The 16491-nt window shown below is 70.8% G+C and carries 18 protein-coding genes; 15 read left to right on the forward strand and 3 right to left on the reverse strand.

Annotation, left to right across the window (positions count from 1 at the left end; translation table 11 throughout):
- Positions 1 to 120: 120 nt before the first annotated feature.
- From map to truA, 8 genes are all read left to right on the forward strand, one after another.
- Positions 121 to 957 (forward strand): type I methionyl aminopeptidase, encoded by an 837-nt coding sequence (map, locus tag CP973_RS03575; RefSeq protein WP_150237448.1) that lies wholly within the window; start codon positions 121 to 123, stop codon positions 955 to 957.
- 196 nt (positions 958 to 1153) lie between these two features.
- Positions 1154 to 1375: a translation initiation factor IF-1 gene (infA, locus tag CP973_RS03580; RefSeq protein WP_003956442.1), complete on the forward strand. Its 222-nt coding sequence runs from the start codon at positions 1154 to 1156 to the stop codon at positions 1373 to 1375.
- A 59-nt stretch (positions 1376 to 1434) separates the two neighbouring features.
- Positions 1435 to 1548, forward strand: coding sequence for a 50S ribosomal protein L36 (gene rpmJ, locus CP973_RS03585; RefSeq protein ID WP_003956441.1), 114 nt, complete (start codon positions 1435 to 1437; stop codon positions 1546 to 1548).
- 205 nt (positions 1549 to 1753) lie between these two features.
- Entirely contained in the window at positions 1754 to 2134 is a 381-nt protein-coding gene (rpsM, locus tag CP973_RS03590) for a 30S ribosomal protein S13 (RefSeq protein ID WP_004571844.1), read from the forward strand.
- 64 nt (positions 2135 to 2198) lie between these two features.
- Positions 2199 to 2603, forward strand: a complete 405-nt coding sequence (gene rpsK, locus CP973_RS03595; protein ID WP_004571845.1) for a 30S ribosomal protein S11 — start codon at positions 2199 to 2201, stop codon at positions 2601 to 2603.
- A 196-nt stretch (positions 2604 to 2799) separates the two neighbouring features.
- The gene (locus tag CP973_RS03600) at positions 2800 to 3822 is read left to right on the forward strand and encodes a DNA-directed RNA polymerase subunit alpha (RefSeq protein ID WP_030890689.1); all 1023 of its coding nucleotides are present in this window, start codon (positions 2800 to 2802) and stop codon (positions 3820 to 3822) included.
- Positions 3823 to 4078: 256 nt separating this feature from the next.
- The gene (gene rplQ, locus CP973_RS03605) at positions 4079 to 4573 is read left to right on the forward strand and encodes a 50S ribosomal protein L17 (protein ID WP_150237449.1); all 495 of its coding nucleotides are present in this window, start codon (positions 4079 to 4081) and stop codon (positions 4571 to 4573) included.
- A gap of 73 nt (positions 4574 to 4646) precedes the next feature.
- Positions 4647 to 5498, forward strand: coding sequence for a tRNA pseudouridine(38-40) synthase TruA (gene truA / locus CP973_RS03610; RefSeq protein ID WP_150237450.1), 852 nt, complete (start codon positions 4647 to 4649; stop codon positions 5496 to 5498).
- Positions 5499 to 5519: 21 nt separating this feature from the next.
- Here the strand turns inward: truA and CP973_RS03615 are convergent, their stop codons facing one another.
- Positions 5520 to 6344: a hypothetical protein gene (locus tag CP973_RS03615; RefSeq protein ID WP_167538259.1), complete on the reverse strand. Its 825-nt coding sequence runs from the start codon at positions 6342 to 6344 to the stop codon at positions 5520 to 5522.
- A gap of 56 nt (positions 6345 to 6400) precedes the next feature.
- Between CP973_RS03615 and CP973_RS03625 the strand changes: the two genes are divergently transcribed.
- The 5 genes from CP973_RS03625 to glmM all read left to right on the forward strand — a co-directional run bounded on the left by CP973_RS03625 (position 6401) and on the right by glmM (position 12077).
- Complete coding sequence (locus CP973_RS03625) at positions 6401 to 8053, forward strand: ABC-F family ATP-binding cassette domain-containing protein (protein ID WP_150237454.1); 1653 nt, start codon at positions 6401 to 6403, stop codon at positions 8051 to 8053.
- A 63-nt stretch (positions 8054 to 8116) separates the two neighbouring features.
- A complete protein-coding gene (locus CP973_RS03630) occupies positions 8117 to 9373 on the forward strand; it encodes a glycosyltransferase 87 family protein (RefSeq protein ID WP_150237456.1) in 1257 nt (418 codons plus the stop codon).
- A 205-nt stretch (positions 9374 to 9578) separates the two neighbouring features.
- Positions 9579 to 10022, forward strand: a complete 444-nt coding sequence (rplM, locus tag CP973_RS03635; RefSeq protein WP_150237458.1) for a 50S ribosomal protein L13 — start codon at positions 9579 to 9581, stop codon at positions 10020 to 10022.
- A 41-nt stretch (positions 10023 to 10063) separates the two neighbouring features.
- On the forward strand, positions 10064 to 10576 hold the full coding sequence (rpsI, locus tag CP973_RS03640; RefSeq protein ID WP_004571852.1) for a 30S ribosomal protein S9: 513 nt from the start codon (positions 10064 to 10066) through the stop codon (positions 10574 to 10576).
- A gap of 142 nt (positions 10577 to 10718) precedes the next feature.
- On the forward strand, positions 10719 to 12077 hold the full coding sequence (gene glmM, locus CP973_RS03645; protein ID WP_150237461.1) for a phosphoglucosamine mutase: 1359 nt from the start codon (positions 10719 to 10721) through the stop codon (positions 12075 to 12077).
- Here the strand turns inward: glmM and CP973_RS03650 are convergent, their stop codons facing one another.
- Both CP973_RS03650 and coaA read right to left on the reverse strand, forming a co-directional pair.
- A complete protein-coding gene (locus CP973_RS03650) occupies positions 12078 to 13010 on the reverse strand; it encodes a DUF389 domain-containing protein (protein WP_150237463.1) in 933 nt (310 codons plus the stop codon).
- A gap of 39 nt (positions 13011 to 13049) precedes the next feature.
- The gene (coaA, locus tag CP973_RS03655) at positions 13050 to 14048 is read right to left on the reverse strand and encodes a type I pantothenate kinase (RefSeq protein ID WP_150237465.1); all 999 of its coding nucleotides are present in this window, start codon (positions 14046 to 14048) and stop codon (positions 13050 to 13052) included.
- Positions 14049 to 14207: 159 nt separating this feature from the next.
- Here coaA and glmS point away from each other — a divergent pair, with 159 nt between their 5' ends.
- Positions 14208 to 16055: a glutamine--fructose-6-phosphate transaminase (isomerizing) gene (glmS, locus tag CP973_RS03660; RefSeq protein WP_150237467.1), complete on the forward strand. Its 1848-nt coding sequence runs from the start codon at positions 14208 to 14210 to the stop codon at positions 16053 to 16055.
- Positions 16052 to 16420, forward strand: a complete 369-nt coding sequence (locus CP973_RS03665; protein ID WP_150237469.1) for a holo-ACP synthase — start codon at positions 16052 to 16054, stop codon at positions 16418 to 16420. The genes glmS and CP973_RS03665 overlap by 4 nt, the downstream gene beginning before the upstream one ends.
- Positions 16421 to 16491: the final 71 nt, after the last annotated feature.

Raw genomic sequence — 16491 nt, forward strand, 5'->3', positions numbered from 1 at the left:
CACGAAGATCCACGCGTACGGCCGCGGTGCCCGGGAACGGGACCGCGGCCGTATCGTGTATGGGGCGGCCGCGGGCCGCCCCAGCGTCGTAGTAGTCGGTTCAGGAAGGCGTACGCCACCATGGTGGAGATCAAGACCCCCGAGCAGATCGCGAAGATGCGCGAGGCGGGGCTGGTGGTCGCCGCCATCCACGCGGCCACCCGGGAGGTGGCGGTGCCCGGCGCGACCACCAAGGACCTGGACGACGCCGCGCGCAAGGTGCTGGCCGAGCACGGTGCCAAGTCGAACTTCCTCGGGTACGGCGGCTTCCCCGCGACGATCTGCACCTCGGTCAACGACGTCGTCGTCCACGGCATCCCCGACACCGAGACCGTCCTGAAGGACGGCGACATCATCTCGATCGACTGCGGTGCGATCATCGACGGCTGGCACGGCGACGCGGCCTACACCGCGTTCGTGGGCTCCGGTCACTCTCCGGAGCTGGTCGAGCTGAGCCGGGTCACCGAGGAGTCCATGTGGGCCGGCATCGCGGCCGTCCGCAAGGGCAACCGCCTGGTCGACATCTCCAAGGCCATCGAGGGCTACATCCGCCGGCAGCCGCGCCCGGCGAACGGCAAGTACGGCATCGTCGAGGACTACGGCGGCCACGGCATCGGCTCGGAGATGCACATGGACCCGCACCTGCTGAACTACGTCGACCGCAAGCGCGGCCGCGGCCCGAAGCTGGTCCCCGGCTTCTGCATCGCCATCGAGCCCATGGTCAACCTGGGCACGGCCAAGACCCACGTCCTGGAGGACGACTGGACGGTCAAGTCGAACGACGGCAGCTGGTCCTCGCACTGGGAGCACTCCGTCGCGCTGACCGAGCAGGGCCCGCTGGTGCTGACCGCTCCGGACGGCGGCAAGGCGAAGCTGGCCGAGCTGGGCATCGAGGCCGCGCCGGACCCGCTGGCCTGAGCCCGTGTGTACGGCGCGTGGCACCTGGCCGACCCCCGAGGCGTAACGATCACAGAGCGTGGGCAATAATCGTGGATTCGTCTTTTCGGGAACGCTGACGTAGACTGACGCGTCGGCTGTCGTGCATCCGTGTGCCTGTTTTCCGGGTATGCATCCGTACGAAGTCGATCAAGGTAGCCGATTCGAAGGGCGAAGCGTGGCCAAGAAGCAAGGTGCCATCGAGATCGAGGGCACCGTGATCGAGTCCCTCCCGAACGCGATGTTCAAGGTGGAGCTTCAGAACGGTCACAAGGTCCTCGCGCACATCAGCGGCAAGATGCGGATGCACTACATCCGCATCCTCCCGGATGACCGGGTCGTCGTGGAGCTGTCTCCGTACGACCTGACGCGTGGCCGGATCGTCTACCGCTACAAGTAGATCTTGTCGACGCCCCCTCCCGTGGGGTGGCGGCACTGACCCGGAGAACCTCACATCCCATGAAGGTCAAGCCGAGCGTCAAGAAGATCTGCGACAAGTGCAAGGTGATCCGCCGCCACGGCCGGGTCATGGTGATCTGCGACAACCTGCGCCACAAGCAGCGCCAGGGCTGACGCACGCCGACCTCTCTGCATTTCGCAGTTTCTTCGCGCGACGCAAACGCACAGCAATACGTACATACGCAGACACCCGACCCCTCGCGTTCGTCGCGCGGGGACGACACCCCCGGCTCGGAGGCCGGGGACCCGGCTCGTAATTCCGAAGAGTCTTACGGGAACGGTGCTGCGGAAGACCTCCGAATACCTCAGGAGCCAATAAATGGCACGCCTCGCAGGCGTTGATCTCCCGCGCGACAAGCGCGTCGAGGTCGCCCTCACCTACGTCTTCGGCATCGGGCGCACCCTGTCGCAGCAGACCCTCGCCGCCACCGGCGTGAACCCGGACACCCGCGTTCGCGACCTGGCCGAGGAGGACCTGGTCAAGATCCGCGAGTACGTGGACAACAACCTCAAGACCGAGGGTGACCTCCGTCGCGAGATCCAGGCCGACATCCGCCGCAAGGTCGAGATCGGCTGCTACCAGGGTCTGCGTCACCGCCGCGGCCTGCCGGTGCACGGTCAGCGCACCAGCACGAACGCCCGTACCCGCAAGGGTCCGCGTCGCGCGATCGCCGGCAAGAAGAAGCCGGGCAAGAAGTAGTCCTCAGCGGACGCTCATCAGCGGTCTTCGCTGTAGGACCGACCACCTCCACCGGGAGTAATACATGCCTCCGAAGGGCCGTACGGCCGGCGCCAAGAAGGTGCGCCGCAAGGAGAAGAAGAACGTCGCCCACGGGCACGCTCACATCAAGAGCACGTTCAACAACACCATCGTTTCGATCACCGACCCCACGGGCAACGTGATCTCCTGGGCCTCGGCGGGCCACGTGGGCTTCAAGGGCTCGCGCAAGTCCACGCCGTTCGCCGCGCAGATGGCCGCCGAGTCGGCCGCCCGCCGCGCGCAGGAGCACGGCATGCGCAAGGTCGACGTCTTCGTCAAGGGTCCCGGCTCCGGCCGTGAGACCGCGATCCGCTCGCTCCAGGCCACCGGCCTGGAGGTCGGCTCGATCCAGGACGTCACCCCCACGCCGCACAACGGCTGCCGTCCCCCCAAGCGTCGCCGCGTCTGACGCAGGGCGGTCCCTCGGGGCCGCCGCCGGCCGGTCCGCGCTTCGGCGCGGGCCGTCACCAGGCACTTTTCGGGCGGTACGCCGCGACTCCTGGGAGTCGCGCCGTGCCGCCCGTACCCTTGTAGAAACCGCCGGGCCACCGTCCGGCGCAGCTGGCATCAAATAGCGGGTGCCAAGACTGGAAGGCAAACACCTCATGCTGATCGCTCAGCGTCCCTCGCTGACCGAAGAGGTCGTCGACGAATACCGCTCCCGGTTCGTGATCGAGCCGCTGGAGCCGGGCTTCGGCTACACCCTCGGCAACTCCCTGCGTCGTACGCTCCTCTCCTCGATCCCGGGTGCGGCGGTCACGTCCATCCGCATCGACGGTGTCCTGCACGAGTTCACCACCGTGCCGGGCGTCAAGGAGGACGTCACCGACCTCATCCTGAACATCAAGCAGCTGGTCGTCTCCTCCGAGCACGACGAGCCGGTCGTGATGTACCTGCGCAAGCAGGGCCCCGGCCTGGTCACCGCCGCGGACATCGCGCCGCCGGCCGGTGTCGAGGTGCACAACCCCGACCTGGTCCTCGCCACGCTGAACAGCAAGGGCAAGCTGGAGATGGAGCTGACCGTCGAGCGCGGTCGCGGCTACGTCTCCGCGGTGCAGAACAAGCAGGTGGGCCAGGAGATCGGCCGTATCCCGGTCGACTCCATCTACTCGCCGGTCCTCAAGGTCACCTACAAGGTCGAGGCGACCCGTGTCGAGCAGCGCACCGACTTCGACAAGCTGATCGTCGACGTCGAGACCAAGCAGGCCATGCGTCCCCGTGACGCCATGGCGTCGGCCGGCAAGACCCTGGTCGAGCTGTTCGGCCTGGCGCGCGAGCTCAACATCGACGCCGAGGGCATCGACATGGGCCCGTCCCCCACGGACGCCGCCCTGGCCGCCGACCTGGCGCTGCCGATCGAGGAGCTGGAGCTCACCGTTCGGTCGTACAACTGCCTCAAGCGCGAGGGCATCCACTCGGTGGGCGAGCTCGTCGCCCGCTCCGAGGCGGACCTGCTCGACATCCGCAACTTCGGTGCGAAGTCGATCGACGAGGTCAAGGCGAAGCTGGCCGGTATGGGCCTGGCGCTGAAGGACTCGCCCCCCGGGTTCGACCCGACCGCTGCGGCTGACGCGTTCGGCGCCGACGACGACGCGGATGCCGGTTTCGTGGAGACCGAGCAGTACTGAGCCCGCCTGCGGCGGGTCGGCCGGTAACGGCGGCCCGCCGTACTCAAGTGCAGGCTTGATCGGCCCTGAGGCCTCGTCCTCAAACGCCGGACGGGCTTGATTTCGGCCGGGCTGGATGAACGAGCCTGGCCGAGACTGGAAGCGGCAGGGGAGACCCGGCCGCTTCCAGCGCGAAAGATCTTCCGCGGGGCACCCGCCCCGCGGGAACTGACACCGGTACCTGATACGGCCGGTGCAGCAATGAAGGAGAAATACCATGCCGAAGCCCGCCAAGGGTGCCCGTCTGGGCGGCAGCGCTGCGCACGAGCGTGCGATGCTGCGCAACCTGGCCAGCAACCTGTTCGAGCACGGCCGCATCACGACGACCGAGGCCAAGGCCCGCCGTCTGCGTCCGTACGCCGAGCGTCTGGTGACCAAGGCGAAGAAGGGCGACCTTCACAACCGCCGCCAGGTCATGCAGCTGATCTCGGACAAGAGCGTCGTGCACACGCTCTTCACGGAGATCGCGCCGCGCTTCGCGGAGCGTCCGGGTGGTTACACCCGTATCACCAAGATCGGCAACCGTCGTGGCGACAACGCCCCGATGGCGGTCATCGAGCTGGTCGAGGGCGAGATCGCCAAGAAGGCCACCGTTGCCGAGGCCGAGGCCGCGACCAAGCGCGCGGTGAAGGAGTCCGACGAGGCCGCCAAGGCCGAGGACACCAAGGGCGAGGCCGCCGAGGCCCCGGCCGAGGAGTCGAAGGACGCCTGAGCCTGACACAGGCCACCGGACGGGCCCGCTCCCCTCAGGGGGGCGGGCCCGTTCCGCTTGAGAGGATGCACGGGTGAGCGATGAAGTGGAGCCCGGGTTCGTACGGGTGCGGCTGGACCTTTCGTACGACGGGAAGGACTTCTCCGGCTGGGCGAAGCAGCGGGCGCGGCGCACGGTCCAGGAGGAGCTGGAGACCGCGCTGCGGACGGTGACGCGGTCGGCGGAGACGTACGAGCTGACCGTGGCGGGGCGGACCGACGCCGGGGTGCACGCGCGGGGGCAGGTGGCGCACGTGGACCTGCCGGCGGAGCTGTGGGCCGAGCACGCGGACAAGCTGCTGCGGCGGCTGGCCGGGCGGCTGCCGAAGGACGTACGGGTGTGGCGGGCCGCCGAGGCGCCGTACGGGTTCAACGCGCGGTTCTCGGCGATCTGGCGGCGGTACGCCTACCGGGTGACGGATCACCCGGGGGGCGTCGATCCGCTGCTGCGCGGCCACGTGCTGTGGCACGACTGGGACCTGGACGTCGACGCGATGAACGAGGCGTCGCGGGCCCTGCTGGGGGAGCACGACTTCGCCGCCTACTGCAAGCGGCGCGAGGGCGCGACGACGATCCGTACGCTCCAGGAGCTGAGCTGGGTGCGGGACGGCGACGGGATCGTCACGGCGACCGTGAAGGCGGACGCCTTCTGCCACAACATGGTGCGTTCGCTGGTGGGCGCGCTGCTGTTCGTGGGGGACGGGCACCGGCCGGTGGAGTGGCCGGGGAAGGTGCTGGCGGCCGGGGTGCGGGACTCGGCGGTGCATGTCGTACGGCCGCACGGGCTGACCCTGGAGGAGGTCGGCTATCCGGCGGACGACCTGCTCATGGCCCGCAACCAGGAGGCGCGCAACAAGCGGACGCTGCCCGGGGGCGGCTGCTGCTGAGCCGCCCCGGCGCGGGCGTCGTCAGGACTGGGCGCGGGCGGCCTTGGCCGCCTGGTCCGTGCCGCGCTGCCAGATGCGGTTGTACGCGTACTGGCCGCCGTCCCGGCCGATCTGGAGGGCCTTCGTGGACGCCTTGGTGACGGCCGAGCCGTCGAGGTTGCCGGCGATGGTGAAGTAGGCGTAGCGGCCGGTGGCGTTGGTGTACATCGTGCAGGCCGTGCCCGCGCAGAAGGTGCCGACGCCGCCGCCGGCCAGCGGCGCGAGGCTGGGCTTGTTGGCGTCCTTGACCTTGAAGGCGGCGGCCTTGGAGTCGAAGACCGCGACGCCGACGGTGACCGCGACGCCGTCCTTGGAGTACGTGGCACGCAGCAGCTTCTTGCAGCCGTTGTGCTTGAGCACCGAGCCGAGCGCGCCGTGCGTGCCGGCCGTGCAGTCGTCGGTGGCGGCGGTGGTCACCCGGGGGTAGGACCGCTTGTCGATGACCATGCTCTTGTCGGGGAAGAGGGAGTCGGGGGTGAGGGCCGCGGTGTCCTTCTTGGGGTCGGTGATGTAGTCCCGCGGGTTCGGCGGCGGCGGGACGGAGACCTCGGAGAAGGACGGTTTGGGCTCGTCGGGCTCGTCCGGCAGCTTCTGGGCGTGCGGCAGGTCGTTGCCGTTCTTGTTGCTGGTGATCACGGCGGTGGCGACGATGCCCGCCACGGCGACGGTCGCGAGGGCGCCGCCGCCGATGAACAGCCAGCGGCGGCGCTTTTCGCGTGACTCGCTCTCGTCGGCGAGCGCCTCCCAGTCAGGAGTCGAGGAGTCCGGTCCCCCGGGCCCGAACGGCCCACCATGCCCAAAGCTCATGCCGCGCATCCTAAACCGGTTGGTGGAACGCGCGGCGGGCGGCGAGAATCCGGGCCATGGGACACGTGGAGGCCGGGCATCTGGAGTACTACCTGCCGGACGGGCGGGTCCTGTTGGGGGACGTCTCCTTCCGGGTCGGTGAGGGCGCCTCGGTGGCGCTGGTCGGCGCCAACGGCGCGGGCAAGACGACGCTGCTGCGGCTGATCTCGGGGGAGCTCCAGCCGCACGGGGGCACGGTGACCGTGAGCGGCGGGCTGGGGGTGATGCCGCAGTTCGTGGGGTCGGTCAGGGATGAGCGCACGGTCCGGGACCTGCTGGTGTCGGTGGCGTCGCCGCGGATCAGGGAAGCGGCGGCGGCCGTGGATGCCGCCGAGCACGCCGTGTATGGGGGCACCTCCCGCGCCGTTCAGGCAGTGGGGGACGTGGATGACGAGGCCGCGCAGATGCAGTACGCGCAGGCCCTCAGCGACTGGGCCGAGGCGCGCGGGTACGAGGCCGAGACGCTCTGGGACATGTGCACCATGGCCGCGCTGGGCGTCCCGTACGAGAAGGCGCAGTGGCGGCAGGTGCGCACGCTCAGCGGCGGCGAGCAGAAGCGGCTGGTGCTGGAGTCGCTGCTGCGCGGCACCGACGAGGTGCTGCTGCTGGACGAGCCGGACAACTATCTGGACGTTCCGGGCAAGCGCTGGCTGGAGGAGCGGCTGCGCGAGACGAAGAAGACCGTGCTCTTCGTCAGCCACGACCGGGAGCTGCTGGCGCGCGCCGCCGACAAGATCGTCAGCGTGGAGCCGGGGCCCGCGGGCTCGGACGTATGGGTGCACGGCGGCGGCTTCGACACGTACCACGCGGCACGCAAGGAGCGCTTCGCGCGCTTCGAGGAGCTGCGGCGGCGCTGGGACGAGAAGCACGAGCAGCTGAAGAAGCTGGTGCGCAGCCTGCGGCAGGCGGCGGAGAACAGCCATGAGCTGGCCTCCCGCTACCACGCCGCCCAGACCCGGCTGCGCAAGTTCGAGGAGGCCGGGCCGCCGCCGGAGCCGCCGCGCGAGCAGGAGATCACCATGCGGCTGCGTGGCGGGCGTACCGGTGTGCGGGCGGTGACCTGCGAAAACCTTGAGCTGACCGGGCTGATGAAGCCGTTCGGCCTGGAGGTCTTCTACGGGGAGCGGGTTGCGGTGCTCGGGTCGAACGGCTCCGGGAAGTCGCACTTCCTGCGGCTGCTGGCGGGCGAGGACGTCGCGCATACGGGTAGCTGGAAGCTGGGCGCGCGCGTCGTGCCCGGTCATTTCGCGCAGACGCACGCCCACCCGGAGCTGGAGGGCCGCACCCTTCTGGACATTCTCTGGACGGAACACGCCAAGGACCGGGGCAAGGCGATGAGCGCGCTGCGCCGGTACGAGCTGGAGCGCCAGGCCGAGCAGCGCTTCGACCGCCTGTCGGGCGGCCAGCAGGCGCGTTTCCAGATCCTGCTGCTGGAGCTGGCGGGGAGCACCGCCCTGCTGCTGGACGAGCCGACCGACAACCTCGACCTGGAGAGCGCCGAGGCGCTCCAGGAGGGGCTGGAGGCGTACGAGGGCACGGTGCTGGCGGTGACGCACGACCGCTGGTTCGCGCGGTCCTTCGACCGGTACCTGGTCTTCGGCTCGGACGGGCGGGTGCGGGAGACGGCGGAGCCGGTGTGGGACGAGCGGAGGGTCGAACGCAAGCGATAGCCCGCGTCACCGCTTGGGTCGCGTCCGGTGGTGAGCCCGTGGCAGCGGCTCTTAGATGGACGCATGAGCGCGGAGAAAACGGGCATAGCGGGCGTCGGGGAGGCGGGGGACGCAGCGGAGGCCGCGGCCTCCCCGGTCGTCGGATGGCTGCTCAGGCGGGCTCCCTGGCCGCTGTGGGCGGTGGCCGCCGCCCTGATGGTGGCGGTGATCTTCAACATCCACCGCCACAGTGCCACCGTCGGCATGGACAACGACTTCGTCGTCAAGGCGGCGCGGGCGCTCCTGGACGGTGACGCCCCGTACGCCGACAAGCGGTTCCTGTACCTGCCGAGCGCGGTGCCGGCCGCGGTGCCCGAGGCGCTGCTGTCCGCCGGGAAGCTGCGGCTGCTGGTGCCGGTGGCGGGCGTGGGGGCGGTGGTGCTGGGCTGGCTGCTGGCGCTGCGGATCTTCCGGGTGCCCGTACGGAGCAGGCTGGCGGTGCTCGGGGTGGCGGCCCTGGCGTTCTTCGAGCCGTTCCGCAACGTGGTCAACATCGGGAACTGGACGCTGGCCTCCGTGGTGGCGCTGCCTCTGGTGCTGCTCCTGGCGCTGCGCTCCCGGTGGGTGGCCGCGGGCGCGGTCCTCGGCCTCGCGCTGGCCCTCAAGCCGCTGCTCGCGCCGCTGCTCCTGCTGCTGGTCCTGGCGCGGCGCCGGCGGGCCCTCGCGGTGGCGGTGGCGGTGCCCGTCGTGGCGTCCGGGCTGGCGGCGCTGCTGATGCCGCGCCCCGGCATGTTCTTCACCCGTACCCTGCCGTTCCTGCTGCACGGCCAGGACAGCTTCGCGCGGCCCTTCGACGCCTCGCTCGGGATGATCCTGACCCGGCTGGGCGTGCCGGAGACCGCGGCGTACGGGGTCGCCGCGGTGGTGGCGGCGGCCGGGGCCGGGTGTGCCTGGGCGCGCTGGCGGCGCGGTGACGCGGGCCCGCTGCGGCTCGTCGAGACCGCCGCGATGCTGATGCTCGCGGCGTTCCTGGTGTCCCGGCCGTCCTTCGACCACTACCTGCTGGTGGTGCTGCCGCCGCTGGTGGCCTCCGTGGCCCTGCCGGGCTCGGCGGCTCGTACGATCTGGTTCTGGATCGCCCTCGTACCGCAGGTCAGCGGGCTGGCCTGGCCGCACCTGGAGGCACTGCACCGGCGGGCCTTCCGGGACGCGGCGATGCTGTGGACCGTCGCGGCCGTGCTGGCGTGGACCTGCGTCCGGCCGCGCGTGCTGCGGGCGGTGGCTACCATGCCCGTGGGACCCGAGGGTGCGGATCGCACGCCGGTTCGGGACGTGTTTTGACCCGGCTGGGGGCGGCCCGGTATTCTGCTGGTTCGTTATGCGTATTGGCTTGCTCTATCTCACGTGAGGGGCCCTTACGCCGGTCCACCGGGCCGATGACCAGCGGCAGGAACCCGGGTTGCGTCACCCGCGGGGCCGCCAGTGCTGGCGATCGATCGTGGTGACCAGTACAGGACCCTATTCACTGAAGAAGCGAAGGCTAACCGTGCGTACGTTCAGCCCCAAGCCCGGCGATGTCCAGCGCCAGTGGCACATCATCGACGCCCAGGACGTCGTCCTGGGCCGTCTGGCCTCCCAGGCCGCTTCCCTCCTGCGGGGTAAGCACAAGCCGGTGTACGCGCCGCACGTCGACACCGGCGACTTCGTCGTCATCATCAACGCCGACAAGGTGCACCTGTCCGGCAACAAGCGCATCCAGAAGATGGCCTACCGCCACTCCGGTTTCCCGGGCGGTCTGCGTGCGGTCCGTTACGAGGACCTGCTCGAAAAGAACCCCGAGAAGGCCGTCGAGAAGGCCATCAAGGGCATGCTGCCCAAGAACACCCTGGGCCGTCAGATGCTCTCGAAGCTGAAGGTCTACGCGGGCCCCGAGCACCCGCACGCTGCCCAGCAGCCGGTCCCGTTCGAGATCACCCAGGTCGCGCAGTAAGTCCGGCCACCCCCTAAGACGAAGAGAATCTGAGGAGCATCGTGGCTGAGACCACCCCCGAGACCCCGCTGGACGAGGTCGAGGTCGAGGAATACACCACCGAGACCGAGGTCCCGCTGGAGGGCGAGTACACCTCCGAGTCGCTCGCCTCGCGCTTCGGCGACCCGCAGCCGGCCGCCGGCCTCGGCCGTCGCAAGAACGCCATCGCCCGCGTGCGGATCATCCCGGGCACCGGCCAGTGGAAGATCAACGGCCGCACCCTTGAGGGTTACTTCCCGAACAAGGTGCACCAGCAGGAAGTCAACGAGCCCTTCAAGGTGCTCGAACTGGACAACCGCTACGACGTCGTGGCCCGCATCTCCGGCGGCGGCATCTCCGGCCAGGCCGGCGCGCTGCGCCTGGGCGTGGCCCGTGCGCTGAACGAGGCGGACGAGGACAACAACCGCGGTCCGCTGAAGAAGGCCGGCTTCCTCAAGCGCGACGACCGTGCGGTCGAGCGCAAGAAGGCCGGTCTGAAGAAGGCCCGCAAGGCGCCGCAGTACAGCAAGCGCTAATTGCCGCTTGGCTGCTCGCGCGGCTCTTGGCGAACGCCCCGGTGGCACCATCCGTGCTGCCGGGGCGTTCGGCTATCCGGGACCAGCGGCGTATACCTGGACGCAATGCTCTGGTCCACGTACATCAACTCGGAGGACACCAGTGGGACGACTCTTCGGCACGGACGGTGTGCGCGGTGTCGCCAACGCCGATCTGACGGCCGAGCTGGCGCTCGGTCTCTCGGTCGCGGCGGCGCATGTGCTCGCGGAAGCCGGCACCTTTGAGGGCCACCGGCCCGTGGCCGTGGTCGGGCGCGATCCGCGGGCGTCGGGGGAGTTCCTGGAGGCCGCGGTCGTCGCGGGCCTGGCCAGCGCGGGCGTGGACGTGCTGCGGGTGGGCGTGCTGCCGACCCCGGCCGTGGCGTACCTGACCGGGTCGCTCGGCGCCGACCTGGGCGTGATGCTCTCCGCCAGCCACAACCCGATGCCCGACAACGGCATCAAGTTCTTCGCCCGCGGCGGCCACAAGCTCGCCGACGAGCTGGAGGACCGCATCGAGCGCACCTACCGGGCGCACAGCTCCGGCGAGCCGTGGGACCGGCCCACCGGCGCCGGTGTCGGCCGGGTCAAGGACTACGACCAGGGCTTCGACAACTACGTCGCGCACCTGGTGGGCGTGCTGCCCAACCGCCTGGACGGCCTGAAGATCGTCATCGACGGCGCGCACGGCGCGGCTTCCCGGGTCTCCCCGGAGGCGTTCGCGCGGGCCGGCGCCGAGGTCGTCACCATCGGCACCGAGCCCGACGGCCTGAACATCAACGACGACTGCGGCTCCACCCACATCGCCAAGCTGCGCGCGGCGGTCGTCGAGCACGGCGCCGACCTGGGCGTGGCGCACGACGGCGACGCGGACCGCTGCCTGGCGGTGGACCACCAGGGCAACGAGGTCGACGGCGACCAGATCCTGGCCGTCCTGGCGCTCGGCATGCGCGAGGCCGGCACGCTGCGCAAGAACACCGTCGTGGCGACCGTCATGTCCAACCTGGGCTTCAAGCTGGCCATGGAGCGCGAGGGCCTGACCTTCGTCCAGACGGCGGTCGGCGACCGCTACGTCCTGGAGGAGATGAAGGCCGGCGGGTTCGCGCTCGGCGGCGAGCAGTCCGGCCACGTCATCGCGCTGGACCACGCCACGACCGGCGACGGCACCCTCACCGGCCTGATGCTGGCCGCCCGCGTCGCGGACACCGGCCGCCCGCTGGCCGAGCTGGTCGGCGTCATGGAGCGGCTGCCGCAGGTGCTGGTGAACGTCCCGGACGTCGACAAGACGCGGGTCGGCACCTCGCCGGAGCTGACCACCGCGGTCGCGGAGGCCGAGAAGGAACTGGGCGCCACCGGCCGCGTACTGCTGCGCCCCTCCGGCACCGAGCCGCTGGTCCGCGTCATGGTCGAGGCCGCCGACATCGAGCAGGCGGGGGCCGTCGCCGGACGGCTGGCCGACGTGGTGAAGTCGGCGCTGGGCTAGCTAACCCCGTACGCGCTTCCTGCTGGCCCAGAAGATCTTCTGGGCCAGCAGTGTCAGCGTGCCCGCGATGACGATGCCGGCGAGGTTCAGCAGGAGCTGTTCCGTGGAGCCCCACGCCTGCCGGTACGAGCTGTAGCCGAAGGCGACGGCGGCGTTCGCGGCGGCCGGGACGGTGGTGACCGAGATCGCCACGCCGACCAGGGCGCCGGACTTCGCCGAGGTGAGGGAGAGGACCCCGGCGATCCCGGCGAGGACGGCGACCACGAACGAGAACCAGTCCGGCCGGTAGATGAAGTTCGTGTTCGGGCGCTCGGCCGTAAGCGCCTCGGCGTGGAAGAGCCCCACCGCGTCCATGACCAGGCTGAACCCCACCGTCAGCGCCATCGCCACCGCGAAGCCCACGACCAGCGCCAGCAGGGAGCGCCAGGCCAGCCCGGGCGCGCGGCGCACCAGGGCCGTGCAGACGCCGGCCAGCGGGCCGAACTCCGGGCCGACGGCCATCGCGCCGACGATCAGGATCGCGTTGTCCAGCACCACGCCGCAGGCCGCGAGCATCGTGGCGAGCGTCAGGAACGCCAGATAGGTGACGGAGAGCGTGGACTCCTCGTGGGTGGCGTCGGTCAGCGACTCCCACAGCACGGCGTCCGCGCCCTCGCCGGGCGCGTCCTTCTCCGCCCGGTCCGCGCGGGTGGACAGCGACAGGTCGATGTTCTCGACGGCGATCGCGCCGTCCCGGTCGATGCCGAGCGCCCGCAGCTCGTGCAGCAGGCCGTCGGCGGCCTCGCGGGCCACGTCGCACAGGACGACATCGCCCGGCGGATCGTGCGCGGCGCCGGCCAGGACGGCGAGGTGGGTGGTGCCGACCGTGCTCTCCACCAGGCGCAGCACGGCCTGCGTACGGTCGGCGGGGACGATCAGGCGCAGGTGCAGCACGGTGTACCTCTCGTGGAAGGCGGCGGGTTCCCGCCGTCGTCAGAGCTTGCGCAGGGACAGCCGCTGCACCTTGTGGTCCGGCCCCTTGCGCAGCACGAGGTTGGCGCGCCCCCGGGTCGGTGCGACGTTCTGTTCCAGGTTGGGCTTGTTGACGGTGCGCCAGATCATCCGGGCGTAGTCGAGGGCTTCTTCCTCGGAAACCTGGGTGTACTTCCGGAAGTACGAGAACGGGTTCTGGAAGGCGGTGGCGCGCAGTTTGCGGAAGCGGCCCAGGTACCACTGCTCGATGTCCTCGGTGCGGGCGTCCACGTAGACCGAGAAGTCGAAGAAGTCGGCGAGGCCGAGGCGGGTGCGGCCGTCCTTGCCGGGCAGGGCGGGCTGGAGGACGTTCAGGCCCTCGACGATCAGGATGTCGGGGCGGTGCACGGTCAGCCGTTCGCCGGGCACGATGTCGTAGATCAGGTGGGAGTAGACCGGGGCGCTGACCTCGGACTTGCCGGACTTCACGTCGGCGACGAAGCGGGTCAGGGCGCGGCGGTCGTAGGACTCGGGGAAGCCCTTGCGCGACATCAGGCCGCGGCGGTGCAGTTCGGCGTTGGGGAACAGGAAGCCGTCGGTGGTGACCAGCTCGACGCGCGGGTGCTCCGGCCAGCGGGCCAGCAGCGCCTGGAGGAGCCGGGCGGTGGTGGACTTGCCGACGGCCACGCTGCCCGCGACCCCTATGACGAACGGTGTGCCGGGCTGCGCGCCGTGGCCGCCGCCCGCGTCGCCGAGGAAGGTGTTGAGCGCGCCGCGCAGGTTGCTGGTGGCGCCGACGTACAGGTTGAGCAGCCGGGACAGCGGCAGGTAGACGTCGCGCACCTCGTCCAGGTCGATCACGTCGCCCAGGCCGCGCAGCCGCTCGACCTCCTCGGCGGTCAGCGGCAGCGGGGTCTTCTCCCGCAGGGCGCTCCACTCGGCGCGCGTCAGGTCCACGTACGGCGTGCGCTCGGCGCGGCGGCGGTGCTGCGACTCGGTCGGCTCTGTGGTGAGGGGCACGCGCCCATTGTCCGCGCGCGCGGCGCCCGGTTCCCTCCGGGGTGGGGTTGTGGCCGTCCGTGTCGCGGACGGGCCGTGAGCGGCGCCGTAGGGCGGCGGCGCCGCGGGTTGACCGTATAGAGCGGGGGCTTTGATCACGTCGCCCCGTAGGCTGCCCTCATGTGCGGAATCGTGGGGTATACGGGCGGCCGGTCCGCCCTGGACGTCGTGCTCGCCGGGCTGAAGCGGCTGGAGTACCGCGGCTACGACTCGGCCGGGGTGGCCGTCCTGGCCGACGGAGGGCTGGCCGCGGCCAAGAAGGCGGGCAAGCTCGCCAATCTCGACAAGGAGCTGGCCGAGCGTCCGCTGCCGACCGGCTCGACCGGGATCGGGCACACCCGGTGGGCCACGCACGGCGCGCCCACCGACGCCAACGCCCATCCGCACCTGGACAACGCCGGGCGGGTCGCCGTCGTCCACAACGGCATCATCGAGAACTTCGCGGCGCTGCGGGCCGAACTGTCCGGGCGCGGTCACACGTTGGCGTCCGAGACGGACACCGAGGTGGTCGGGCATCTGCTGGCGGAGAGCTTCTCCTCCTGCGGCGATCTGGCCGAGGCGATGCGGCAGGTGTGCCGGCGGCTGGAGGGCGCGTTCACGCTGGTCGCGGTGCACGCGGACGCGCCGGACGTGGTGGTGGGCGCGCGCCGCAACTCACCGCTGGTGGTGGGTGTCGGCGAGGACGAGGCGTTCCTCGCGTCGGACGTGGCGGCGTTCATCGCGTACACCCGTGAGGCGATCGAGCTGGGCCAGGACCAGGTCGTGGAGCTGCGCCGGGACGGGGTGACGGTCACGGACTTCGACGGGGCGCCGGGCGAGGTCCGTGAGTACCACGTGGACTGGGACGCCTCGGCCGCCGAGAAGGGCGGCTACGACTACTTCATGCTCAAGGAGATCGCCGAGCAGCCGAAGGCGGTCGCGGACACGCTGCTGGGCCGGGTGGACGCGTCCGGGGTGCTCTCGCTGGACGAGGTCCGCATCGACGACGCGGTGCTGCGCGAGGCCACCAAGGTGGTGATAGTGGCCTGCGGCACGGCCTTCCACGCCGGGATGATCGCCAAGTACGCGATCGAGCACTGGACCCGTATCCCCTGCGAGGTGGAGCTGGCCAGCGAGTTCCGCTACCGGGACCCGATCCTGGACCCGCGCACCCTGGTCGTCGCCATCTCGCAGTCCGGCGAGACGATGGACACCCTGATGGCGGTGCGGCACGCCCGCGAGCAGGGCGCGAAGGTCCTCGCGGTCTGCAACACCAACGGCTCGACGATCCCGCGCGAGTCGGACGCGGTGCTCTACACCCACGCCGGGCCCGAGGTCGCGGTCGCCTCCACCAAGGCGTTCCTGACCCAGCTGGTGGCCTGCTACCTGCTCGCGCTGTACCTGGGGCAGGTGCGCGGCACGCAGTGGGGCGACGAGATCCGGGCCGTGGTGCGCGAGCTGGCCGGCGTCGGCACGCAGGTCGAGCAGGTCCTGGGGACGATGGAGCCGGTACGGGAGCTGGCGCGCGGTCTCGCGGACAAGGACACGGTGCTGTTCCTGGGGCGGCACGTGGGCTACCCGGTCGCCCTGGAGGGCGCGCTGAAGCTCAAGGAACTCGCGTACATGCACGCGGAGGGCTTCGCGGCGGGCGAGCTGAAGCACGGCCCGATCGCGCTGATCGAGGAGGGTGTGCCGGTGGTGGTGGTCGTGCCGTCGCCGCGCGGCCGGTCCGTCCTGCACGGCAAGATCGTCTCCAACATCCAGGAGATCCGGGCCCGCGGCGCGCGCACCATCGTGATCGCGGAGGAGGGCGACGAGGCGGTCGTCCCGTACGCGGACCACGTCGTGCGCATCCCGCGCACGCCCACCCTGCTCCAGCCGCTGGTCTCCTCGGTGCCGCTCCAGGTGTTCGCCTGCGAACTGGCCACGGCGCGCGGCAACGAGGTGGACCAGCCGCGCAACCTCGCCAAGTCGGTGACCGTCGAATGATCATCGGGGTGGGCATCGACGTCGCCGAGATCGACCGCTTCGGGGCGGCCCTGGAGCGCACCCCGGAGATGGCGCACCGGCTGTTCGTCGAGCGGGAGTTGACGCTGCCCAGCGGCGAGCGCCGGGGCATCGCCTCGCTCGCCGCCCGGTTCGCGGCCAAGGAGGCGGTGGCCAAGGCGCTGGGCGCGCCCGGCGGGCTGCGCTGGACGGACGCGGAGGTGGCGGTGCTGGAGTCCGGGCAGCCGATGCTCCAGATCCGCGGGACGGTGGCCGAGCGGGCGGCGGAACTGGGCGTGCGGTCCTGGCACGTGTCGCTCAGTCACGACGCGGGCGTGGCCTCGGCGGTGGTGATCGCGGAGGGGTGAGCGCTGCCGGCGGGCGCGGCCGGACGCGCCGGTACCCGTGGCCGGGCGAGCCGGGAGGAATGCCGGGGCCG

Origin of the sequence: Streptomyces albofaciens JCM 4342, from assembly GCF_008634025.1 — a bacterium.
Lineage (GTDB): Bacteria > Actinomycetota > Actinomycetes > Streptomycetales > Streptomycetaceae > Streptomyces > Streptomyces albofaciens.